Raw genomic sequence first — 22,893 nt, 5'->3', positions numbered from 1 at the left:
CCGTAAGGCACATGAAGCCTCGGTCTCCGGCTCGCCAAGCCCGCATTTGTCGCCGTCCCTGATCAAGTCCTGGCAACGTTCGCTTGCCATGGGTATCAATCCCGACGGACACCGACCCGTCCACCGGCATGAAGTTTCCGAGGCCCGCTCGCTCAGTGCCGGCCACCGGCTGGCGGCTGTGATGCCTGCGCTGTCCCAACTCCTGGCCGATGAGACCGTGACCGGGCGCCATCTCCTGATCGTGACCGATCACGCGGGCGAGGTGCTCTGGCGTGTGGGGAGCAAACAAGCGCTGAAACTTGCGGATTCGCTGGAGTTTGTCGAGGGGGCGGATTGGTCTGAGGCCGGGGTGGGGACCAACGCCATCAGCGAGGCCCTAGTGACGGGTGCGCCGGCGCAGCTCTTCTCGGCTGAGCACCTCGTCCGGACCCATCACGACTGGGCCTGCACGGCATCGCCGATTCGTGACCCGCTGACGGGGGAAATCCTCGGTGTTCTGGACGTATCCGGCCCGTTCGAATCCGTGACACCGGACAGCCTTCGTCTGGTGCGGTGCGGAGTGCGCTTGGCCGAGGAACTATTGAAATCCGCGGCTCCCGCGGACGGTTCCCGCCGCCCGGAGCGCAGCGGGTCAGGTGTCAACACCTCAGTACGGGCCTCTTCCGGGGTCCGGGTCCAGTTGACGCTGTTGGCGGACGCCCCGTCAGCAGCTGTCGACGGCGGCACCCGCCGGCCGCTGACACTGCGCCGGGCCGAAATCCTGGCCTTGCTGGCCTCCCGGACACGGGGCTGGAGCGCCGACGAGTTGGCCTTTGAAATCCACGGCGATGCGGGCACCGCAGCGGCGATCCGGACCGAGATGCACCGGATCCGCAGCGTGCTGGGCGAGGTAGTGGAGGCAAACCCCTACCGTTTTTCGTCTTCGGTCAAGGTTGAGACAGACGCATCGGCGGTGGCAGGCCACTTGCGGGAGGGCCGGGTTGCTGCAGCGGTTGCGGCTTATCCGGCCAAATTTCTCAATCGTTCCAACAACCTCGCCATCGGTTTCCTGCGGGATGAACTCAATGAAGCCGTCGGCGCCTCGGTTCGGGCCAGTGGCGATGCCGGGTTGATGCTGCGGTGGTGCACGTCCGATATGGGGTCCACGGACACGGCCGCTGCGGCGCTGGCTGCGAAGCTTTTAGGGCCGCTGGATCCGCGCGCCCAGCTGGTAACGGCACGGATGGAGCGACTGGACCGGGAACTGCGGGCGTAGGCGGCATCAGGCGCTCGCGCTGCGGGCCTGATCTCAGCCCTCTCTGGCTCGGCTCTGTCCTAGGGAGCCGGGGGTGCGACGCCGGGGCAACCCTGGCCCTGCGGGTTGCGGAGGCAGTCGTCGGCATAGTTCCGCGTGATGGAACGCCAGACGCTGACGGGCTGCGGTGGAGCACTGAACTGCCCTTGCCCCGGGATTGGCAGGGGTGGTCCGCCGTTGACCGAGTAGGTGCCCTGGAAATGGGTAGTCAATACCACCGAGAAATCACCGGTCTGGGCATAAACGTGACTGGTGGCGGTCTTCTCACCCCAGCGGTCCTGCGGGAGGGGCCCTCCGGTGGCGGCCTGCGGTCCCAGCGAGATCCCGTCGCCGTAGCTCCAGGTATACCGGACGGGCTTGGCGGTGACGTGCACCTTTTGGGCCAAAATTGTGATGTCGAACTGCTGCTCAGCTACGTCGGCGAAAAAGTTGGTCTCGGCTCCCCGAAGGGTATGGGGACTGGGTTGCGCGGTGACCGAGCCTGCGCTGACCTGCAGCTTTTGGAACTCTTTTTGGATCATGGCTGCGATCCGGGGCAGCAAGTCTTCAGGCCTTGGGTCGAAGAGACACGTGGGTCCGGAGTGGTACGTCCATGTGGGATTTGGCACGCCGGCCGGTGCTTTCAGCCACAGGACCGGGATGCCGTCTTTGCCGTCCGGGCCGTTCTTGCAGTCCACAAGGTCCGCGAGGCAGTTCGTGTCAAAGTCGCCAGCCCCGAGGTGGCACTGGAGTTCATATTTGTATTGGTACGGGTCGGCACTGGGGCTGCCCGGTTGAAGCGCCACGAACTTCCCAGTCGCTGGGTCCAGGCGCCAGCCCCCAACGTTGACGCTGTCCGGCTTCCAATCACCGAAGATATCGGGCGGCTCTGCGTGAGCTAAGCCCGGCGCTGCGAACACAACTAATGCCATAGCGACAATCCATGCTTCTAGAACACGGGACGCCCCTCGGATGCGCACGACCTAGCCGACAATTCTGCCGACGTTTAGGACAGTCCATTTCCTGCCGCTAAAGGTCACCAATAACAGGTTGCCTGTGTCGTCTGGTTGGGGATCACTTCGGGCAACGCTCGCATCCTGTCGCATGTAGGTGAGCGGCGTCTGCTGCGCCTGAACCACTACCTGATAAGTTGCGGCAGCATCCGGGACAAACTCAGTGCTAACTGTCGGAGTGGTGATCTTTCCACCTATCAGCCACCGCCCCTCTGCATGCCATGCCTTGATTACGCTCTTCGCTTTCGTGCACGGCTCGCAATCCGGCGACGTCATCTCCTCAAATTGTGCCAATTCGCCGGTCTCGTATCCGTAGCTGAGCAATTGAAACCAGTACCGCGCAAACGCCTCCAGGCCTTCCTTCGTCTCGGCCTTGGCGGTTTCCGGCAGCTCGGGGACGGGCACGTTTTGCGCCCGGCCGGAGGCGTCGGCGGGCTTGTAACTGGCCGCCGGTGTTGGCGTTGGCGTCGGAGTGGGCGTCCCGGTCGGACTCGAGGACGGTGGTGCCGCCGGCGCTCCCGGCGTTGCTGCCCCGCCGGTGCAGGCTGTGATCGGGAACAGGGAGAGGGCGACCAAGACGGCGCAAATTTTTCTGCGACAGCCGAAGAACGGAGTGCGGGATGTCATGGTCAGCTATTCCCCCCGATAGAAATCAAGACGCCTGAAGCCAAACAATGACTTAAGGGTAACTGACATCACATTTTGGACATCCAAGTTATCCACAGACTGCCGCCTGACCAACGGCGCACTCGATCCGGGGCGAACAGCGTCAGACTATGGCCGGGGTCCGACATTCCAGGCGCTGTTCGGTTGCTTCGCCGCACCAGTGCCACCTCACGCCGATTCACGGTGACTTCCCCGCGTTAGCCTCTGGTGTTTTTCGATACAGCCCAGAACAATGAACCCATGATGTTCGAACATGTTGGCGAAAACCCCATCCTGGTCCTCGACGCTGATCAGAGCTGGAAGCTGATCGAGAGCACCAAGCACGGCAGGCTGGTGCTGATCGTGGGCGGCGAGCCCGATATCTTCCCCGTGAACTACGCCGTGAGCGGCAGGAAGCTCTACCTCCGCACAGCCCCGGGCAACAAGCTTGCCGAGCTGACCATCAACGCCAAGATCCTGTTCGAGACGGACGGCATCCTGTCCGAAGAGGCCTGGTCAGTCGTTCTTCGTGGCACGGCCCGGGTGTTGGAGCAGTCCGCCGAGATCGAAGCGGCAGAGGCCTTGGAGCTTAAGCCCTGGGTGCCCACCCTGAAGGACTTCTATGTCGAGATCGAGCCCACCTCGGTGAGCGGCCGACACTTCCGGTTCGGCGAGCATCCAGAGCGGGAGATTTAGCAGCCAGTCCGAGGCCGCAGGCCGCCTAGACTTAAGCGATGGCGGACCAGTTGACCCCGGAGCGGCGCAGCTGGAACATGTCCCGGATCCGCGGGAAGAACACCAAGCCTGAACTACTAGTCCGCAAATTACTGCATGCCAAGGGCTATCGATACCGGCTGCACGGCGCGGTCCGCGGAGCACGGTTGCCCGGCAATCCCGATCTGGTGTTCGCAGGCCGCCGCAAAGTTATCTTCGTCAATGGCTGCTTCTGGCATTTCCACGACTGCCGGGTGGGGCAGCATGCGCCGAAGGCCAACGCAGAGTTCTGGGAAACCAAACGCACCCGGACCCGGACCCGGGACGCCGAACAGCGCAGGCAGCTAGCAGACTCGGGCTGGGCGGTCCTCACCGTGTGGGAATGCGGGCTCAAGGACCGTGCGGCACTGGAAAAGCAACTGGACGACTTCCTGCAGGCAACGGACCCACTCCGCCCGCAGCCCGCGCTGCGTAGGCAACCCGCGGCGGCCTTGGCGACACGGCGGACGTGACTTCGGTAACATCCCCACCCGGAGGCAATGACCTACCGCTGGCATGTCGCCAACAACCCCGGCAAGCCCGGGAAAGCGTTCGTGGGCCATTTGCTCTACGGCTCCGGAGCACAGGAAGCCAGCTAACGGCACCTCAAACGGGCGACTACTTGGCCACCGACCGCTTAACCCCAAAGGTGAAATAGCTGCCCGGACCGACGAAGTTGACCAGGGTGGCCAGCCGCCACAGCATTTTGCCGCCGCGGATCTCCTCGGCCGGGCGGCGTGAGATGTCCCGCTGCGCCGCAATTAGCAGTGAAATCTGAACGGCGGAAGCTGTGATGGTGCCGAACTTCGCCATGGGCGAGAGTTCCTTCCAGGTCTTCTTCCGGGCGTTCTTCGCACGTTTGTTTGCCATGATGTGTCCTCGCTTGTTGACTCTGAGCTTGGTTCCTCATTGCCGGGCGGACTGCCCGTAAAGGGACCAGTTTAGGGATGTTCGGTGGTAGCAGATAGAGGCGATGGGACCGGTTGGGCTGTCTGCGCCGGAACCGGCGTGAAACGGGTGAGCGTAGTTTTCTGCTCCGGCGTCAGCCGCTGCACCCGCCCGGTGGCCTCGTCGACGAAGGCCAGGTGACTGGTGGCCCGGACGCAGTCCGCCCGCGTGACAGGGTCCTGCACCAGGTAGTGGATGTCGAAGCTGGCGCCCTTGATGGCCCCGACCCACACCTGCACGACAGCCGGCACGTTCCGGTACTCGAGGGTTCGGACATAGCGGATCTTGTGCTCGACGATCAACGCGAGGGTCCCGGCCGGGACCTCGCTGAAGAGCGGCGCCGGGGGCTCCACTCCGGGCAACCCCGAACCTCGCGGCGGCCCGAACGCTGCGATGCGGGCTTCCTCCAGAATGCGAACGATCTGGACGTTGTTGATATGGCCGTAGGCGTCCATGTCGCCCCAGCGCATTGGGATCTGCACCTCGATGCGCCGGGACTCGGGCGCGGTGCCGGCGGCGCTCAGCTGCGTACCGCCGTCGCATCGTCTGCCGTGTTTTCCGAAAAGGCCGGGTCGGCGTCTTCGCCGGCGAACTGGGACATGTACAGGCGGTAATAAGCGCCCTTCATCTCCAACAGCTGTGCGTGCGCTCCCTGCTCCACGATCCGCCCGGCCTCCATCACCAGGATGGTGTCCGCGTCGCGGATGGTGGAGAGCCGGTGGGCAATGACGAAGCTCGTGCGGTCCGTACGCAGGGCGGCCATCGCCTTCTGGACGAGCACTTCGGTGCGGGTGTCCACCGAGCTGGTGGCCTCGTCCAGGATCAGCAGCGAGGGGTTGGCGACGAAGGCACGGGCAATGGTGATCAGCTGCTTCTCGCCGGCGCTGACGTTGTTGCCCTCCTCGTCGATGATGGTGTTGTAACCATCAGGGAGGGCGCGGACGAAGCGGTCCACGAAGGTGGCCCGGGCCGCCTCCATCACCTGTTCCTCGGTGGCATCGAGCTTGCCGTAACGGATGTTGTCGTAAATGGTGCCGCCGAACAGCCAGGCATCCTGCAGCACCATGCCCACCTTGGACCGCAGTTCAGCGCGGCTCAACTGGGTGATGTCCACCCCGTCCAGGGTGATGCTGCCGCCCTGCAGCTCATAGAAGCGCATGACGAGGTTCACCAGGGTGGTTTTGCCGGCGCCGGTGGGGCCGACGATGGCGACGGTGTGCCCGGGCTCGGCGGTGAACGAGAGGTCCTCGATCAGCGGCTTGTCCGGGGTGTAGCTGAAGGTGACGTGCCGGAACTGAACGTGCCCGTCGGTCTTGGCCGGCAACTTTTCGGTGGCCGTCTCGGCGTCCTGTTCGTCGGCGTCGAGGAATTCAAAGACCCGCTCCGCTGACGCGACCCCGGACTGCAGCATGTTGGCCATGCCCGCCATCTGCCCCAGCGGCTGGGTGAATTCGCGCGAGTACTGGATGAACGCGGTGGCGTCGCCCAGGCTCATCGCGCCGGAGGCGACGCGCAGGCCGCCGACGACGGCGATGCCGACGTAGCTGAGGTAGGACACGAACTGCATGACCGGCATGATCATTCCGGACACAAACTGCGCCCCGAAGCTCGCCTGGTAGAGCGCCTCGTTCCGCTCGTCGAAGCGGGCCAGCATGTCGGCGTCGCGGCCGAAGACCCGGACCAGATCGTGGCCGGAGAAGGACTCCTCGATCTGGCCGTTGAGGTCCCCGGTGTTTTTCCACTGCGCCGCGAAGAGCTTTTGGCTGCGGGATCCGATGATGCCGGCGGCCACTGCGGAGAGCGGCAACGCCACGAGGGCGATCAGGGCCAGCTGCCAGGACACGATGAACATCATGATGAGAATGCCGATGACCGTCAGGGCCGAATTCACGAGCTGCGCGAAGGCCTGCTGCAGCGCCTGCTGGATGTTGTCGACGTCGTTGGTGACCCGGGAAAGGATGTCGCCGCGCTGGCGGGTGTCGAAGTAGTTCAGCGGAAGCCTGTTGAGCTTCTTCTCGGTGTCGTCGCGCAGTTGGCGGACCACCCGCATGACCAGGACGTTCAGGACGTAACCCTGCAGCCAGAGGAAGATGTTGGCGACGAAGTACATCACCAGGACCACGCTGATCAGGAACGCGAGTTTTTGAAAGTCGATGCCGGCGCCAGGGATAACGTCCATTCTGGCCAGCATGTCCGCGAAGTTATCCTGTCCCTGGGCCCGGAGGCCCTCGACGAACTGCTCTTTGGACCCGCCGGCAGGCAACTGTTTGCCGACAACTCCACTGAAGATCACGTCCATCGCCTGGCCAAGGATCCGCGGCGCCACAACGTTGAGGACGACGGCGACCGTCACCATCGCGAGCACGGCGGTGATGCCGGCGCGTTCGGGTTTCAGCAGGCCCATTAGCCGCTTCGCGGAAGGCCAAAAGTGCTGGGGTTTCTTCGCGGGAACGCTGCCGAACATACCGCCGTCGGCCTCACCGGGAACGAACTCCTCTTCGTAGAAGTCCTCCTCCGGTTCGGTGGCCGCGGCGCTCGTTGCGGTGGGGCCGGTGGCCGCGGCGCCGGTAGCGGTCATCCCGCCGGCCTTCGGAGGGCGGGTACCTTTTTGGTTGGTGCTCATGCCACGGCCTCCGCGGTCAGCTGGGATTCAACAATTTCCTGATAGGTGCTGGAGCTCTGCAACAATTCCTCATGTGTGCCGCGGTCCACGATCCGGCCCTTGTCCAGCACCAGGATCTGATCGGCGTCGGCGATCGTGGACACGCGCTGTCCGACGATGATCACGGTGGCGTCGGCGGTTTTCGCTTTGAGGGCACGGCGGAGCCGGGCGTCGGTGGCGACGTCGAGGGCGGAGAAGGAGTCATCGAACAGGAACACCTTGGGTTCGGTGACGAGGGCCCGGGCGATGCACAGGCGCTGGCGCTGGCCGCCGGAGACGTTGGTGCCGCCCTGGGAAATCCGTGAGCCGAGACCGTTTTTCTTCTCGCGTACAAAATCGGCCGCCTGGGCCACGGTCAGGGCGTCCCAGAGCTGCTTGTCGGTGGCCTCCGTTTTGCCGAAGCGCAGGTTGTGCTCGATGGTTCCCGAGAACAGGTAGGGCCGCTGCGGCACCATGGCCACGCGCTGGGTGATCTCGGCGCGGTCCAGGTTGGTGACGGGAACGCCGTCGAGCAGCACCTCCCCCGAGGCGGCGTCGTACAGGCGGGGCAGCAGGGACAGCAGGGACGTCTTGCCGGCGCCGGTGGAGCCGATAATCGCCACGGTCTGCCCGGGTTCGGCAGTGAAGCTGATGCCGCTCAGCACCGGTGCCTCGGCACCGGGGTAGGCGAAGGAGACGTTGCGGAACTCGACTCGGCCGGCCTTCCTGGCCGGAGTGACCGGGGTGGCCGACTCGTGGATGGAGGGTTCGACGTCGAGCACCTCACCGATGCGGTCCGCGCACACGGTGGCGCGGGGAATCATCATGGCCATGAAGGTGCCCATCATGACGGCCATCAGGATTTGAAGCAGGTACTGCAGGAACGCTGTCAGGGAGCCGACCTGCATTTCCCCGGCGCCCACCCGCTGGCCGCCGAACCAGAGCACGGCCGCGGTGGAGATGTGCAGGATCATGCCGATTGCGGGGAACATCAGCACGAACAGGGCGCCGATCTTGAGCGAGACGTCGGTGAGTTCCTTGTTCGCGGCGCCGAAGCGCTCGGCTTCATGCGGCTCCCGCACGAACGCGCGGACCACGCGGATGCCGATGATTTGCTCCCGGAGGATGCCGTTGAGCCGGTCGATTTTCGTCTGCATGGACCGGAACAGCGGCATCAGCCGGACCACAAGGTAGCCCACCACCACTGCCAGCAACGGCACGGACACCCAGACCAGCCAGGACAGGTTAAGGTCCTCACGCAGTGCCATGAAGATGCCGCCGATGCACATGATGGGCGTGGCCACCATGAAGTTCAGGCCCATCAACATGAGCATCTGCACCTGCTGGACATCGTTAGTGCCCCGGGTGATCAGGGTGGGGGCGCCGAAAACGTTGACGTCCTTGGCGGAGAAGCTGGTGACTTTGCGGAACACGCCGCGGCGCAGGTCGCGGCCGAATGCCATGGCAGCCTTCGAACCGAAGTAAACTCCGGCGATCGCGGTGACGACCTGCACGAGGGCTACACCGAGCATCACGCCACCGGTCCGCCAGATGTAATCCGTGTCGCCGCGCGAAACGCCCTCGTCGATGATCTGGGCGTTCAGGCTGGGGAGATACAGCGCTGCGATGGTGGAGGCGAGCTGGAAGAAAATCACTGCACCGATGTATGGCATATACGGCTTGGAGTAGCGCCGTATGAGGGTGACGAGCATGCCCACGAGTCCTTAGGACGAACGAATAGTTGAGGCTGGAAAGAGCCCGAAGAGAAATCTTCAGCCCGTGCACCCAGTAGTAGCAGACGGGGCTGACAGCCATAGCGTTCCAACTCTACGAAACGTCGCGCCCCGGCGGAATATCGGAGGCAAAAAAGTCGGCTGCACTGCTGACGCCAAGGGCGGCCGCCTGGTGGAGGCGGCCGCCCGGGCCGTGCTGCGTGCTGTTCCCGGCGTTGGCTGCTGCCGGTCCTGTACTGCCGCTTACTCTGTCCGGTGCCGCCCGTGCGTGGCGAGGTAATCCGCGGCAGCGCGCTGGAGCTTGCGCTGCTTGGCCAACTGGCGGCCCAAGGCTGTGAGCTCCTCGGCAGTGCATGCCTGTTGGGCAGCAATTTCCCGCTGCTGCGCAGCTTGTTCGTTGACCGCTCGGATCGCCGCCACGAGCTGAAGTTGCTGCTGCGCCAGCAACTGCTGGGTCTGGAGCAACACGGGGACGACGTCGGCCACGTCAGGCCGGTCCGCGGCGACGAGGGTGCGGGACCGTTGCCGGGCGCCTTCTCTCTCGACCGCCCGGTGGCCGTCGGACTCCCCCGGGCCGGAACTCACGCCGGCCTCCGCGCGGGCCGCGTCCGGGCCGTGGGATTCGGCGTGTTGCCGGCTGAGCACCTCCAGAAATTCCAGGTCCAAATCCACGGTGCCGGTGCCGCTGCTGACTCCGGTGCCGGCTGCAGATGGGGCAGCCGTGGCCGCCCCGACTCCGGCGGTGCCGGCCGAACTTGCCGGGACACGGCCGGCGGCCGGTGTGGTCTCGAAGGCAAGGTTTCCGCCGTTTTCGGCAGGTTCAGGCCGGATGTCGACGGTGCGGCGCAGCGGACGTTCCTTGATCAGCAGGACAGCTACCAGCGCCACCAGGCCAACGATGGCCGAAATCAGGAAGACCTCGGCGATTGCGTCGCCGTAAGCCGCCCGCATGATCTCACGCAGCGGCGCCGGCATGTCGTTCAGGTCCATGGTGGCCGCGGAGGATCCGGCCGGCGCCTGGGCGCCGGAGGCCGCGAGCTTTTCTATCACGAGGGCTTTGACCCGGTTGGCCAGGACGGCGCCCAGCACCGAGACGCCGATCGCGCCGCCAACAGCCCGGAAGAAGGCCACGGAGGCACTGGCAGTGCCAATGTCCTTGGCCTGGACCGTGTTCTGGACGGCGAGAACGAGGTTCTGCATCAGCAGGCCCAGCCCGACGCCCAGAATGGCTGTGTAAATACCGGTCATCCAGAGTTCGGTGGTGTGGTCCATGCTGCCTGCCATGCCCAGCCCGCCGATGAGCAGGACGGCGCCGGCCACCAGGTACCGCTTCCATTTGCCGGTACGGCTGATCAGCAGGCCGGAAGCGACGGAACCGATCAGGTTGCCCGCGATCATGGGCAGGGTCAGCAGGCCGGCTTCCGTGGGGCTGGCGCCGCGGGCCACCTGGTAGTACTGGCCCAGGAAGGTGGAGGAGCCGAACATGCCCACGCCGACGGCCACCGAAGCGAGGATCGCCAGGGCCGTGGTCCGCTCGGAAATGATGTTCAGCGGAATGATGGGCTGGGCCACCTTGGATTCCACCAGGACCAGCAGGGCCAGCAGGGCAACGCCGCCGCCCACCATGACAACTGTCTGCCAGGACCACCAGTCGTAGTAGTCCGGGTTGCCGGCGAAGGAGACCCAGATCAGCAGCAGGCTGACGCCGGAGGTCAGCAGGATGGAGCCGAGCCAGTCGATTTTGGCTGGCCGCTTGACGTGTTGGATCTTCAGGGTCACCTGCAGCAGGATCAGTGCCACGACGGCGAGCGGAACGCAGACGAAGAACGTCCACCGCCAGCCCAGGGGGCTGTCCACGATAAAGCCGCCCAGGAGGGGGCCGCCGGCTGTGCCGACGGCCATCACGCCGCCCATGTAGCCGGAGTACTTGCCGCGGTCGCGCGGCGGGATCATTGAACCGATGATGGCCTGGGCCAGGGCGGTGAGGCCACCCATCGCGATGCCCTGGATGACCCGGGCGGTGAGCAGCAGCGGGATGGTCTCGGACAGGCCGGCCATGACCGAGCCGGCCACGAAGATCACGATGCTGAGCTGGACGAGGACCTTCTTGTTGAAGAGGTCGGCCAGTTTGCCCCAAATGGGGGTGGTGGCAGCGTTGGCCAGGAGTGCGGCCGTGATGACCCAGGCGAAGTCGGTCTGGGTTCCCTTGAGCTCGGACATGATGGTGGGGAGCGCATTCGCCACAATCGTGCTGCTGAGAATGGCGGTGAAGAAGGCCGCCAACAGCCCGGTGAGCGCTTCCATGATCTGCCGGTGGGTCATTTCCGTGGGCTCCCCGGCGGGTTGGGACGCGCGGGGCGCCCCCGGCTTCTTGTCCATCGGGGCCGGGGACGGCCCTGTGGCGGCGGCGTGGCTGGCCATATTTCTACTCCTCAACAATTTCGGTCGTGTGTGCGGGTCCGGCCGTCGTTGCCCGGGCTGTGGTCCTGAGGGACTCAGCAAGTTTCTGGAGGACGCCCGCCGTAACTTCGACGTCATCCTCGCTCCAGTCCTGCAGCAGGGCCTGGAGGGTCGCCGTGCGGTGGTCCTCTATGACGCGCAGTTTCTGCGCCCCGGCGACTGACAAAGCGATTAATTGGGCCCGGCCGTCGTCAGGGTCCGGCCGGCGGATGACGTAGCCGTGTTCCTCGAGCTCGGCGATGTGCCGGCTGAGGACCGGCGCGCTGACGCCAAGCCGTTCAGCGAGGTGGGTGGCCCGGGACTCGCCCTCACCCACAAAGCGCAGGACGCCTTGCAGTGCTACGCCGGTGTCCTGCCCCCGCACATTGGCGGCGGCAACGCACCGGACAGCGCGTTGGAGGTCAAAGATCTGGTACACGAGCTTGGCTGCGGCATTGGATTCCACTGACACGGAAGGACACTCCTCTGATTGCTTGCCCAAGGCAACTATATACCCAAATTGGTTACTTCGGGAAACTAAACCTATTGGAGGGGTGTCCGCTGCGCTGTGCCTGGCCGGAATTGCGGCAGATACGCCAAACGCGGACCGCCGGGCCGGACCTTCGGATGAAGGTCAGGCCCGGCGGTCCGCGCAGCAATGGTGGAGTGGTGGTGGCTCGGCTTCTATCCGCCGACCACCGGTCCTGCCTGCTCCCCCAGATGGGTGGGCGCAAACATTTTCAGCAGCGTTTCGACCACGACGACGTTCGGACCGTCCGCCGCGAACCCCGCCTTGAGCGCGTCCCCGACATCCTCGGGGGCAACCCGGACCGCAGGAACGCCGAAGGCCTCGGCGAGCTTGACGAAATCGGGGCGTGAGAGTTCCGTGGCCGTGGCCGTGCCGAAGGCGCCGACCATGTACTCACGCAGGATGCCGTAGCCGCCGTCGTCCACGATCAGCCAGGTGACCGGCACATTGTGCTGCTTGGCCGTGGCGAGTTCGGAAATGGAGTACATCGCCGAGCCGTCGCCGGAGACGGCCAGCACCCGGGCGGAACTGCCGGGCATGCCCGTGGTTTCCAGGCCGACGGCGCCGCCGATCGCGGCGGGAAAACCGAAGCCCAGCCCGCCCGCGCCCTGGGCGGAGTGGAACTGGCCTTGGCGGGCGTCCCAGCAGCTCCAGGCCCAGTAGGCCGAGATCGTCATGTCCCAGAAGGTCTGCATGGAGGCGGGAACGGCGTCACGGATGTCTGCCATGAACTTCAGCTCTTTGCTGAGGTCCTGGGATTCCAGCCGTGCCTTGACCTTGGCCAGGGTTTCCTTGACCAGCGTCTCGGGCGGGGTGCCGCGCCAGTCCGCGCCTGCTCCGTGCGGCTCGGTCAGCGCCGCATCGAGGTCGGCGAGCGCCTGGCCGGCGTCGGCCCGGATGCCCAGGCCGGGGCGGTTGGATTCGAGGACGCGCGGTTCGGCGTCGATCTGGATGATCCGGCCCCGCGGCGTAAAGGTGAAGTAGTTGGACGTGACTTCCCCCAGCGAGGACCCGATCACCACCAGCACGTCGGCGTCCTCGAGCAGCTCCGTCATGTGCTGGTCCTCGATCCAGGCCTGCAGCGAGAGCTCGTGGTTCCACGGGAACGCGCCATTTCCGCCGGGCGTGCAGATCACCGGAGCGCGCAGCTTCTCCGCAATGGAGAGCAGCGATTTCTCCGCCCGGCCGCGGCGTGCGCCGCCGCCGGCGATGATGGCGGGACGTTCCGCCGTCGACAGCCATTTCACGGCCTCCCGGACCAGTTCGATCCGGGGCGGGTTGTCGGCCGCTTCGGCGAGGGCGTCCTCCACCGGGGGCACCATGATGGGATCCAGCAGCACGTTCTGCGGGATTTCCAGCCAAACGGGGCCCTGCGGCGAGGAAATGGCCTCCGTCCAGGCGTCCTGGATGGCGGAGGGAATGCCGGAGGCGTGCTGGATCAGCCGCTGGCTCTTCGTGACGTTGGCGGCCGAGGCCTTCTGGTCATCGAGTTGGTGCAGCATGCCCTTGCGCCGCGCACCGAGTCCTTCGAGCGGGATCTGGCTCGCGATCACCACCATGGGGACACCGGTGGCGTAGGCCTCCTGCAGCCCGGCCAGCGACGTCAGGGCGCCGGGGCCGGTGGAAAGGAAGAGGACGCCCACTTCGCCCGTGGCGCGCGAGTAGCCGTCGGCGGCGAAAGCCGAATTGTTTTCCACCCGGGAGGAAACGAAGTGCAAGTTGCCGCGGCCCATTGCGTCGAAAAGACCCAGGGCATGCTGGCCGGGGATGCCGAAGACCGTTTTGGCGCCAAGGGCTTCGAGGGTTTCGACGACGAGGTCGCCGCCGTTGCGGACGCCTGTCACCGGGACTTTTCGCTCTCCACACGCTGGGCCGCGGAGGCCGCGGAGGCCGCGGACCCTGCCGGACGGCGGGAATCCTGGCCGAGTGCCTGCGCAGCGTAACCGTTCGGCGCACCGAAGCGGTCCCCGTCCACCGCACGGTCCGCCATCAAGGTCACCAGTTCGTAGGCGACGTGGCTGGCTGCCACGCCGGTGATGTCCGCGTGGTCGTACGCGGGGGCGACCTCAACGACGTCGGCCCCAACCAGGTTCATGCCGCGGAAGCCGCGGAGAATTTCCAGCAGCTCGCGGCTGGTGAGCCCGCCGGCCTCGGGGGTTCCGGTGCCGGGGGCGTGCGCGGGGTCCAGGACGTCGATGTCCACGGAGATGTACAGCGGACGGTTGCCGATCCGGTCACGGACCTTGGCGACGGTTTCGAGCACGCCCTGGTAGTAGACGTCGGCGGAGGTGACGATGCCGAAGCCGAAACGGTGGTCGTCGTCGAGGTCCTTCTTGCCGTACAGCGGGCCGCGGGTGCCGATGTGGCTAATGGCCTCGGTGTCCAGGATGCCTTCCTCAACGGCACGGCGGAAAGGGGTGCCGTGGGTGTACTCGGCGCCGAAGTAGGTGTCCCAGGTGTCCAGGTGGGCATCAAAGTGCAGCATGGCGACCGGCTCACCGGCGCGTTCGGCAGCGGCACGGAGCAGAGGCAGGGCAATGGTGTGGTCCCCGCCCAGGGTCAGCAGCTTGCTGCCGGAAGCACTCAGGTCCAGGGCGTTCTGCTGGATGGTCTCGATCGCTTCATTGATATTGAAGGGATTCACGGCCATGTCGCCGGCGTCGGCCACCTGGATGTTTTCGAAAGGGCTGACGTCCCAGGCCGGGTTGTACGGGCGCAGCAGCCGGCTCGCCTCGCGGATGTGGTTGGATCCGAAGCGGGCGCCGGGGCGGTAGGAGACACCCGAATCGAAGGGCACGCCCACCACCGTCACATCCGCCTTGGCGACCTGATCCAGCCGGGGCAGCCGCGCGTAGGTGGCGGCTCCCGCGTAACGGGGAATGCGGGATGAATCGATGGGGCCAAGGTTGCCATTGGCCTCGATGCGCAGCTCTTCCAAAAGAAAGCCTCTCCTTCGAGGATTGACCGACGGGTGTGACAACCATCATACACTCGAAGTTGCCTCTTGTGCATCAAATGTTTACAAGTAAACCGCCTGGGGCGGCCACGGCTGCGCTCCTGCCCAGTTGCTGTTGCCCAGCACTCCCCCGCCGGCTGGACACCCGCGGAAAGCCCGGGCCAGGCGCCGACCGGACCTGGGACTGGAGCGAGTAACTGGGCGGCAGCGCAGCGGGCGGCCACCGAAGTTGTCCAGATAACCCGGTTCCCGGGTGCCGCGTGCATCCGCTTCGCCGTGAACTGGCTGCATGGACCCTTTGGACTACCTGACCCAGGCTGGCGGCGTCGCCCGGACAGCACAATTGCTCGCCGCCGGCTTTTCACGAACGGATATTGCCCGCTTGGCCGGCGCCGGGGCGCAACAGCTGCGGCGGGGCGTGTTTGTCCTCCCTGACTGCCGGCCCGAATTCCTGGCAGCTATCCGGAACAACGCCCGGGTCAGCTGCGCCAGCGCGGCGGCACACTATGGCCTGTGGCTGCGGGACGCCCCGGCCCGTCATCATCTGGCGTGCAACCACGGCCACGGTGGAGGTTTCGTCCGGCATCGGACGGTCAGGTTCGCAGGGCACCCGATGCTGCCCGTGGCTGCGATTGAAGACGTGGTGCTGCATGCCATGACCTGCCTGCCGCCGCCGGCGGCGGCGGCTATTGCGACATCCGCCCTGCGTCTTCACGGCGTTCCCTTGGAACTGCTCAAGAGCCAACTCCTCGGCGATAAATCCGGCCCGGCCCGCAAGGCCCTCCAGTTGGTGGATGTGCGGGCCGAATCAATCGTGGAAGTGGACGCCCAGCACCTGTTCCGCGCCGCCTCAATAGCTTATGAGGCCCAGGTCTACCTTGCCGGAATTGGCCGGGTCGATTTCCTGATCGAAGGCTACCTGATCGTTGAGGTGGACGGCTTTGCCTTTCATTCCAGCCGGGAGGCCATGCGCCGGGATCTGCGCCGAAATAATGCCTCGGCCCTGACCGGCTACTCCGTGCTGAGGTACATGCCGGAACACATCTGGTACGAACCGGAGCGGGTCGTCGCCGAGATTCGCGCCGTTCTGGCCCGGCGGTAAGCGTCCTGACACCAGCCGTCCATGCCTCGCCCTGACCCTGGACCGAACTGCCGCGTCCGGTTTCCTCCACATCTGGCGTTCCCGCCCAGTTACCCCGGCGCCCGCCTTCGGGCGACTGCGGCATTCCGGGGTTTCAACCCCACCGACGGGCGTTCCACAGGCGAGTAACCGGGCAGGAGCGCGGGTCTGCCGCCTCCCGCAGCCGGCGCGGCGGGCAGCCGGGAGGGAACGCGGCCGCGGCCAGGCCAAGGACTCTAACGGCTCGCGGCGGGGACCAGGACCCAGAGGACCTCGACGGCGGCATCCGTCGGGTTGACCCAGGTGTGCGGCTCGCGGCCGGGGAAGGTGACGGTGTCCCCGGTGTGGAGCTCGAATTCCTCGTTCGTGAGGATCAGCCGGATGCTGCCCTTGACCACATGCAGCACGTCGACGTCGCAGTCGACGGCGTAGAGCTCCGATTCGCCGCGGCCACGGGGCTCGATCACGGCCTGGATGATCTGGACCCGGCGCTCCGAGCGCGCGGTCAGCAGCCGCTCCACGATGCCTTCGCCACCGAGCGAGATCCGCGGGCCCTCGTTGTTCTTGGTGAGGTGGGTCTCCGGGGCCGCAAAAAGATCACCGATGGAAATGGAGAGCACCTGGCACAGCGTGACCAGGGAAGCGACCGACGGAGAGGTGAGGTCCCGCTCCACCCGGCTGAGGAAACCCTTGGTCAGACCGGTGGCGTCGGCGACCTGTTCGATGGTGAGCCGCTGGGACTGCCGGGCGGCGCGGATCCGGGAACCGATGGCAACGGGAACGTTGCTCGGTTCAACTGGTAGAGCCTTCATTTTTTGGAACCTTTCACGGCCGGCCGCTCGGCCCCATCGTTGGAGCCATACTAGCGGGACGGCATCTCCGGGACCCCGGATCTGCCCCCGACGCGTCATGCGTCTTGACTGTTACAGGGATCACATCTAATCTTTGGCAACAAGTGTTGCCTATTAGGCAATAGCCGCCGCAAGTGCGGCAGCGCTCCCCACCCGCGGCACGCTGCCGCCGGCAAAACGTTCCCTACCCTCAAAAAGCAGTTGGATCCCGGACTCTGCACGTGTGCCGCCAGGTTCAGCCCTGCTCCGAACAGCTCCAAGGAGCCCTCAATGGACGCAAGTTTCGTCAACATTGCCATCGTGGTGGTGTACCTGGCCGCCATGCTGGCCTTCGGGTGGTGGGGTAAGTCCCGCACCAAGAACAACAGCGACTTCCTCGTCGCCGGCCGCCGCCTCGGACCGTTTCTCTACACCGGCACCATGGCTGCCGTCGTGCTCGGTGGCGCCTCCACCGTAGGCGGCGTAGGCCTCGGCTACAAATTCGGCATCTCCGGCATGTGGCTCGTCGTCGCGATCGGCGCCGGCGTGCTCCTTCTCAGCCTGCTCTTCGCCAGCACCATTCAGAAGCTGAAGATCTACACCGTGTCCCAGATGCTGAGCCTGCGCTACGGCAGCAACGCCACCCAGACCTCGGGCATCGTGATGCTCGCCTACACGCTGATGCTTTGCGCCACGTCCACCGGCGCGTACGCCACCATTTTTGTGGTGCTTTTTGGCTGGGACCGAGCGCTTGCCATCGCCATCGGCGGCGCGATCGTCCTGGTCTACTCGACGATCGGCGGCATGTGGTCGATCACCCTGGCTGACCAGGTCCAGTTCGTCATCAAAACGGTCGGCATCTTCGCCCTGATGCTGCCGTTCACCCTCAACGCCGCCGGCGGCCTCGACGGGATCCGCGCCCGAGTGGACGCCAGCTTCTTCCAGATTGACGGCATTGGCATCCAGACGATCATCACGTACTTCGTCGTCTACACCCTGGGCCTGCTGATCGGCCAGGACATCTGGCAGCGCGTCTTCACCGCCAAGACCCCCACCGTGGCCCGCTGGGGCGGCGCCACCGCCGGCATTTACTGCATTCTTTACGGCGCTGCCGGCGCCCTGATCGGCCTGGGCGCCCGCGTTGCCCTGCCGGACATCGATGTCAAGGCCCTCGGCAAGGATGTTGTCTACGCCGAAGTGGCCACCAACCTCCTGCCGATCGGCATCGGCGGCCTGGTGCTGGCCGCCGCCGTCGCCGCCATGATGTCCACCGCCTCCGGCGCCTTGATTGCCGCCGCCACGGTGGCCCGCGCCGATGTGCTGCCGTTCGTCGCCAGCTGGTTCGGCAAGAACATCAACACCGATGACACGGACAACCCGGAACACGACGTTCGGGCCAACCGCATGTGGGTCCTGGGGCTCGGCGTCGTCGCGATTGTCATCGCGATCATCACCAAGGACGTGGTCGCGGCCCTCACCATCGCCTACGACATCCTCGTCGGCGGGCTCCTGGTCGCCATCCTCGGCGGCCTCGTCTGGAAGCGCGGCACCGGCGCCGCCGCAGCTGCCTCGATGGCGGTGGGCTCGGTGATCACCCTCGGCACCATGATCATCCTGGAGATCAACGCGGAGGTTCCCCTGGACGGGATCTATGCCAACGAACCTATCTACTACGGGCTGCTGGCATCAGCGGCGGTTTACATCGCGGTATCCCTGCTGACTAAGCCAACGGATCCCGCGGTCATGGCCAACTGGCACCGCAGGGTTGCCGGCGGTGCCGTGGAGGAAGAACAGGTTCCCGTTCTGACCCACTAGCGCGAAGCTGAACGCCCGACGGCGGCGCTCCCCGTTTCGGGGGCGTCGCCGTCGGGCGTTTAAGCCTCCCGTGCGGTCAGTGGTCCGGGACCACTAGTCGCCTTCCTCCGGCTCCACAAATTCTTCGCGCTCCAGGGGGGCCACCGGCTTCTCCTCGCCCAGGAAATCCTCCTCGCCCAGCGGAACCAGCCGATCCGCCTCTTCGAAGAGCTCTTCCTCCTCGGTTCCGGCGGCGTCACCGACGGGCGCGTCCTCAGCGTAGTCGTAGGCGGGATCGGATTCGAGGGAGTCGTTGGCTGGCTGGTTTGGACGTGAACCCGTGGTGTCCATGCTGCAACCTCCGTGTGGCGGGGTGATGGCAAGGGCTCCGCGGAGCCCGCCCTGGCTCTCATTCGAACACCGCGGACCCTGGTGGTCAAGAGTCCTGCCCCATGGGATTCCAGCGGCCGGCAACCGCTCCCCGGCGCCGGCGCTTTTTACGGTCTGCCTAAACTCTGCACTGAGGAATACCAGCCGAAAATCCGCGGAATGACGGGGTACGCTGGATTCGCAACGGGGCCGAACCATGCCCTTTCAAGCCCAGGAGCTTCCGTGTCCCAGCACGCCCCATCTGACCCCTTCAACTCTGAACCCCCCTCCCCCGAACCCGGCCGTGAACGCCGCCCCGGGCCCCGCGCCGAAGCCCATCCGGCTGCAGCCCACACTGCGGAGCCCGCCGCGGGGCCAAGCCCTGCAGACATCAAGCGGTGGCGGCAGTACCTTGCCGACGAGCGGGCCGAAGCCGCCGTCTACCGCGACCTCGCCCAGAACCGCTCCGGTGAGGAGCGGGCGATTCTGCTCGCCCTGGCCGACGCCGAAGGACGCCACGAGGCGCACTGGCTGCAACTGCTCGGCGACCACGCCGGCCGTTCCCGCCCGGCCTCGCTCCGCAGCCAGTTCCTGGGCTTCCTGGCCCGCCACTTCGGCTCGGTCTTCGTGCTGGCGCTCGCCCAGCGGGCCGAAAGCCGTTCACCGTACGCCAGCGATCCCTCGGCCACCCCGGCGATGGTCGCCGACGAGCAGATCCACGAGGAAGTGGTGCGCGGGCTCGCCACCCGGGGCCGCAACCGGCTGGCCGGCACCTTCCGCGCGGCCGTTTTCGGCGCGAATGACGGGCTGGTCAGCAACCTCTCCCTCGTGATGGGCATGGCCGCCTCCGGCGTGGCCAGCTCCGTGGTCCTCCTCAGCGGTGTCGCCGGGCTGCTGGCCGGGGCGCTGTCCATGGGCGCCGGTGAATTCATTTCCGTGCGATCCCAGCGCGAACTCCTCGACGCGACGCGCCCCACCCAGATCACCCTGGCCGTAGCACCCTCGCTGGACATCGAGCACAACGAACTCCTGCTGGTCTATCTGGCCCGCGGCATGTCCCGGGAAGCGGCCGAGCACCGCGTAGCGGAGCGGATGGGTCTGCGTGACTGCGACTGCGATCCCAGCCTCTCGCTGCAACCGGACCTTCCGGAGGCCCACGACGAACACGAAGCCGTCGGCACCGCCTGGAGCGCGGCGGCGTCGAGCTTCTGCTTCTTCGCCTCAGGGGCCATTGTTCCGATTCTGCCGTTCGTACTGGGCATGACCGGCGTCGCGGCGCTGGCGGTGTCCGCCGGCCTGGTGGGCCTGGCACTGCTGTTCACCGGCGGCGTCGTGGGTCTCCTGTCCGGCACCTCCCCCACTTCCCGGGGCCTGCGCCAGCTGGCCATCGGCATGGGTGCGGCAGGCGTGACGTACCTGCTGGGCCTGGCCTTCGGCGCCGCGGTAGCTTAGGTCCTGACCCGCTTATCCGTCCAGGACGGCGAGAGCCTGCTCCACGGTGTCCACCAGGAAAATCCGGTTCTCCATCCCCCGGCCCGCGGCAAGGCTCTGGAGGAGGGGCCATGCCGGGTAGCGCCGCAGCCAGTGCTCCTGCCCCACCAGCACCATCGGCGTGATGGTTTCGGGCGCGCCATAGTAGTTCTCGCACGCGTCCTGGAAGATTTCCTGCACCGTACCCCCGGAACCAGGCAGGAAAACAATGCCGCCGGTGCACAGCTCCAGCAAAATGGCCTCGCGGATGGAGTTCGCGAAGTACTTGGCAATGTGGGTGGCGAAGAAGTTGGGCGGCTCGTGTCCGTAAAACCAGGTGGGAATCCCCAGCGACGGCGTGCCTTCCGGATGGCGTTCGACGACGGCGGCCGCGGCGCGTGCCCACGCCGAGACGGAGGGCCGGAACCCCGGGACGGCGGCGAGATCTTCCAATGCCTGCCTGACGTCAGGCTCCGCGGCGTTGCTCAGGTAGGCGCCGAGGTTGGCGGCCTCCATGGCGCCCGGTCCACCGCCGGTGGCGACGACCCGGCCGTCCCGGGCCAGGAGCCTTCCGAGCAGGGCAGCCTGGTCGTAGACTCCCGAACCGCGGGTGGCCGCGTGTCCGCCCATCACGCCCACCATGGTCCGGCCGGTACAGAGTTCGGAGCGGGTCAGCTCCTCGAGGGCATCACCGATCGCGTGGTCGTGCAGGGCCGCGGCCAGGGTCGCGTCGAGGCGGCGGCGCTGTCCCGGCCGGATGCTCCACTGGTACACCTTGGCATCCGGCGTGTCCTCATAGCGGGAGTCGGAGATCCCTTCGTACAGTTCCTGCGGGGTGTATAGCTGCCCGCGGTACGGGTTGAACGGCACCGCGTCCAGCTTGGGAAAGATCAGTGCGCCGCGGCTGCGCAGCGACTCCTCCACGCCGCCGGCGAAAGTGCACCCGAGGAAAATTCCGCCCTGCGGGTGCACGGCTCTGAGCTGCGCCGACCGGCCCCGCAGGTCAAGGGACTGGACATGCCAGCCCTGCAGCGACGTCGCCCCGCCCGCAACCAGCCGGTCGAAGCTGTCCAGGCTTTCGACCTCCAGCGTGCGCGGACTGGCGTGCAGGCTGCGGGCAGCGCTCATCCGTCGGGCCCTAGCGCGTGTGGTCCGGGGCGGCGCCGGAGCCCGAGGCGGCTTCAGAGCTCAGGTAAGCGTCAAGTTTGGCCAGGGTCTGCTCAATGCTGGCAGGGTGGCGGCGGAGGTAGCCGGCCAGGCGCAGCAGGATCCTGGCGCGCACCTCACGGGCGTCCCATTCTTCGGTGACCAGGGTGCCCGGCTTCCCGGCGGCGTCGGAGGCGGGTTCCAACACGTAGCGCCAGATGTGGCCGCCGAAGTGCCGCCACGCAATCCGCCGGCCCTCCTCGAACTCGCAGACCGTGTTGAGGATCTTGTAGTCCATCTTGATGTTCATTTCCATGCCGAACTTCTCCCCCATGGCCAGCCGCTCAGGGCCGCGCGGCTGGGCCCCCTTGACGGTGTTCGAGCCGTCAATCACGCTGTGCAGCGCGGGGTTGGCGAGCACGTCAAAGATGGCTTCCGGGGCGGCCGCGATGAAGCGGCTGCGGGACACGAGATATCTGTTGGTCATGCGGCAATCCTAGTGCCGGCGGATTGGTGCAGAATAAACCATGCTGACCCAGCCCCTCCCCCGCATCCGCCCCGCATCGGTCTCCCCGTCCGCCGTGGCAGCCCCCCGGACGCGGATCCGCGGGTAGCGAAGGCCAATGAGCTCTTCGGCTACATCGCGGACCCGGTGCCGGGCGCACGACGAGCTGGACCTGGCCGTTGCGCGGCGCTCGATCGGTGCCGGGCTGCCCGTCCTCGGAATCTGCCGGGGCACCAGCTTCTGAACGTCCTCTATGGTGGGTCACTGATCCAGGTCATGGCGCCGGGCACCGCGGCGCACCGGGGACCCGCGCCGGTGCACGGTGCCGGACCATGGGCCTGGCATGAGGTTGAGATGCAGGGCGGAAGCAAGGTTGCCGGCCTGTACGGCGGGGACGGCCCCGGCGGCCATAAAAACGGCGGCAATCTTCCAGCTGTCACGGTCAAGATTGCCTCCGGCCATCACCAGGCTGTCGCGCGGGTGGCCGCTGGGCTCGTGATGACAGCGGTAGCCGAGGACGGGACGGTGGAGGCGCTGGAAGACCCGGAGCGCTGGGTAGCGTCTATGCAGTGGCATCCCGAGGCCCTGGAACTGCCGGCAGGAGAACGGCTGGCCCCGTTCCGCGCCTTCGTTGAGGTGTGTCGCAGCTTTCCCCAGCACTTAGTGGCCCTGCTAGTATGAACTTAGGCAGTATGTCCTATCAAGCGAACATATGCCGGAGAATGTGAC

At 66.1% G+C, this 22,893-nt stretch carries 22 protein-coding genes; 8 read left to right on the top strand and 14 right to left on the bottom strand.

Annotated elements, in window-relative coordinates; translation table 11 throughout:
• Positions 1–88 precede the first annotated feature (88 nt).
• Entirely contained in the window at positions 89–1,255 is a 1,167-nt protein-coding gene (locus VUN84_03450; protein XAS64741.1) for a GAF domain-containing protein, read from the top strand.
• Between the two features lie 59 nt (positions 1,256–1,314).
• On the opposite strand, the gene VUN84_03445 is transcribed toward VUN84_03450, so the two are convergent.
• Both VUN84_03445 and VUN84_03440 read right to left on the bottom strand, forming a co-directional pair.
• Complete coding sequence (locus tag VUN84_03445) at positions 1,315–2,079, bottom strand: hypothetical protein (protein XAS64740.1); 765 nt, start codon at positions 2,077–2,079, stop codon at positions 1,315–1,317.
• 177 nt (positions 2,080–2,256) lie between these two features.
• On the bottom strand, positions 2,257–2,862 hold the full coding sequence (locus VUN84_03440) for a DUF6318 family protein (GenBank protein XAS64739.1): 606 nt from the start codon (positions 2,860–2,862) through the stop codon (positions 2,257–2,259).
• Between the two features lie 330 nt (positions 2,863–3,192).
• On the opposite strand from VUN84_03440, the gene VUN84_03435 reads away from it, so the two are divergent.
• Positions 3,193–3,627 (top strand): pyridoxamine 5'-phosphate oxidase family protein, encoded by a 435-nt coding sequence (locus VUN84_03435; GenBank protein XAS64738.1) that lies wholly within the window; start codon positions 3,193–3,195, stop codon positions 3,625–3,627.
• Positions 3,628–3,665: 38 nt separating this feature from the next.
• The gene (locus VUN84_03430) at positions 3,666–4,157 is read left to right on the top strand and encodes a very short patch repair endonuclease (protein ID XAS64737.1); all 492 of its coding nucleotides are present in this window, start codon (positions 3,666–3,668) and stop codon (positions 4,155–4,157) included.
• Positions 4,158–4,302: 145 nt separating this feature from the next.
• Here the strand turns inward: VUN84_03430 and VUN84_03425 are convergent, their stop codons facing one another.
• The 8 genes from VUN84_03425 to speB all read right to left on the bottom strand — a co-directional run bounded on the left by VUN84_03425 (position 4,303) and on the right by speB (position 14,912).
• Positions 4,303–4,554 (bottom strand): hypothetical protein, encoded by a 252-nt coding sequence (locus VUN84_03425; GenBank protein ID XAS64736.1) that lies wholly within the window; start codon positions 4,552–4,554, stop codon positions 4,303–4,305.
• A 71-nt stretch (positions 4,555–4,625) separates the two neighbouring features.
• Entirely contained in the window at positions 4,626–5,102 is a 477-nt protein-coding gene (locus VUN84_03420; GenBank protein XAS64735.1) for a thioesterase family protein, read from the bottom strand.
• Between the two features lie 50 nt (positions 5,103–5,152).
• The gene (locus tag VUN84_03415) at positions 5,153–7,210 is read right to left on the bottom strand and encodes an ABC transporter ATP-binding protein (protein ID XAS65749.1); all 2,058 of its coding nucleotides are present in this window, start codon (positions 7,208–7,210) and stop codon (positions 5,153–5,155) included.
• A 41-nt stretch (positions 7,211–7,251) separates the two neighbouring features.
• Complete coding sequence (locus VUN84_03410) at positions 7,252–8,985, bottom strand: ABC transporter ATP-binding protein (GenBank protein XAS64734.1); 1,734 nt, start codon at positions 8,983–8,985, stop codon at positions 7,252–7,254.
• A gap of 264 nt (positions 8,986–9,249) precedes the next feature.
• A complete protein-coding gene (locus VUN84_03405) occupies positions 9,250–11,385 on the bottom strand; it encodes an MDR family MFS transporter (protein XAS65748.1) in 2,136 nt (711 codons plus the stop codon).
• Between the two features lie 46 nt (positions 11,386–11,431).
• The gene (locus tag VUN84_03400) at positions 11,432–11,917 is read right to left on the bottom strand and encodes a MarR family transcriptional regulator (GenBank protein XAS64733.1); all 486 of its coding nucleotides are present in this window, start codon (positions 11,915–11,917) and stop codon (positions 11,432–11,434) included.
• A gap of 212 nt (positions 11,918–12,129) precedes the next feature.
• Positions 12,130–13,818, bottom strand: a complete 1,689-nt coding sequence (locus VUN84_03395; protein XAS64732.1) for a thiamine pyrophosphate-binding protein — start codon at positions 13,816–13,818, stop codon at positions 12,130–12,132.
• Positions 13,815–14,912 carry an agmatinase gene (gene speB, locus VUN84_03390; GenBank protein ID XAS64731.1) on the bottom strand — a complete coding sequence of 366 codons (1,098 nt, stop codon included), beginning with the start codon at positions 14,910–14,912 and terminating at the stop codon, positions 13,815–13,817. The genes VUN84_03395 and speB overlap by 4 nt, the downstream gene beginning before the upstream one ends.
• Before the next feature lie 307 nt (positions 14,913–15,219).
• Between speB and VUN84_03385 the strand changes: the two genes are divergently transcribed.
• Positions 15,220–16,032: a type IV toxin-antitoxin system AbiEi family antitoxin domain-containing protein gene (locus VUN84_03385; protein ID XAS64730.1), complete on the top strand. Its 813-nt coding sequence runs from the start codon at positions 15,220–15,222 to the stop codon at positions 16,030–16,032.
• Positions 16,033–16,286: 254 nt separating this feature from the next.
• Here VUN84_03385 and VUN84_03380 read toward each other — a convergent pair whose 3' ends face one another.
• A complete protein-coding gene (locus tag VUN84_03380) occupies positions 16,287–16,862 on the bottom strand; it encodes a cupin domain-containing protein (protein ID XAS64729.1) in 576 nt (191 codons plus the stop codon).
• Positions 16,863–17,171: 309 nt separating this feature from the next.
• Between VUN84_03380 and VUN84_03375 the strand changes: the two genes are divergently transcribed.
• A complete protein-coding gene (locus VUN84_03375) occupies positions 17,172–18,695 on the top strand; it encodes a sodium:solute symporter (protein ID XAS64728.1) in 1,524 nt (507 codons plus the stop codon).
• A 93-nt stretch (positions 18,696–18,788) separates the two neighbouring features.
• Here VUN84_03375 and VUN84_03370 read toward each other — a convergent pair whose 3' ends face one another.
• Positions 18,789–19,025, bottom strand: a complete 237-nt coding sequence (locus tag VUN84_03370) for a hypothetical protein (protein ID XAS64727.1) — start codon at positions 19,023–19,025, stop codon at positions 18,789–18,791.
• A 261-nt stretch (positions 19,026–19,286) separates the two neighbouring features.
• Here VUN84_03370 and VUN84_03365 point away from each other — a divergent pair, with 261 nt between their 5' ends.
• On the top strand, positions 19,287–20,495 hold the full coding sequence (locus tag VUN84_03365) for a VIT1/CCC1 transporter family protein (protein ID XAS64726.1): 1,209 nt from the start codon (positions 19,287–19,289) through the stop codon (positions 20,493–20,495).
• 12 nt (positions 20,496–20,507) lie between these two features.
• On the opposite strand, the gene VUN84_03360 is transcribed toward VUN84_03365, so the two are convergent.
• Complete coding sequence (locus VUN84_03360) at positions 20,508–21,641, bottom strand: Rossmann fold nucleotide-binding protein (GenBank protein ID XAS64725.1); 1,134 nt, start codon at positions 21,639–21,641, stop codon at positions 20,508–20,510.
• A 10-nt stretch (positions 21,642–21,651) separates the two neighbouring features.
• Positions 21,652–22,146 (bottom strand): polyketide cyclase / dehydrase and lipid transport, encoded by a 495-nt coding sequence (locus tag VUN84_03355; GenBank protein XAS64724.1) that lies wholly within the window; start codon positions 22,144–22,146, stop codon positions 21,652–21,654.
• A 136-nt stretch (positions 22,147–22,282) separates the two neighbouring features.
• Between VUN84_03355 and VUN84_03350 the strand changes: the two genes are divergently transcribed.
• Together VUN84_03350 and VUN84_03345 are read left to right on the top strand one after the other, a co-directional pair.
• Complete coding sequence (locus tag VUN84_03350) at positions 22,283–22,408, top strand: gamma-glutamyl-gamma-aminobutyrate hydrolase family protein (GenBank protein XAS64723.1); 126 nt, start codon at positions 22,283–22,285, stop codon at positions 22,406–22,408.
• Positions 22,409–22,440: 32 nt separating this feature from the next.
• Complete coding sequence (locus tag VUN84_03345) at positions 22,441–22,845, top strand: gamma-glutamyl-gamma-aminobutyrate hydrolase family protein (protein ID XAS64722.1); 405 nt, start codon at positions 22,441–22,443, stop codon at positions 22,843–22,845.
• The last annotated feature ends 48 nt before the right edge of the window (positions 22,846–22,893 follow it).

The organism is Micrococcaceae bacterium Sec5.8 (genome assembly GCA_039636775.1).
Lineage (GTDB): Bacteria > Actinomycetota > Actinomycetes > Actinomycetales > Micrococcaceae > Arthrobacter.
This window is presented reverse-complemented; position numbering and strand designations above follow the sequence as displayed.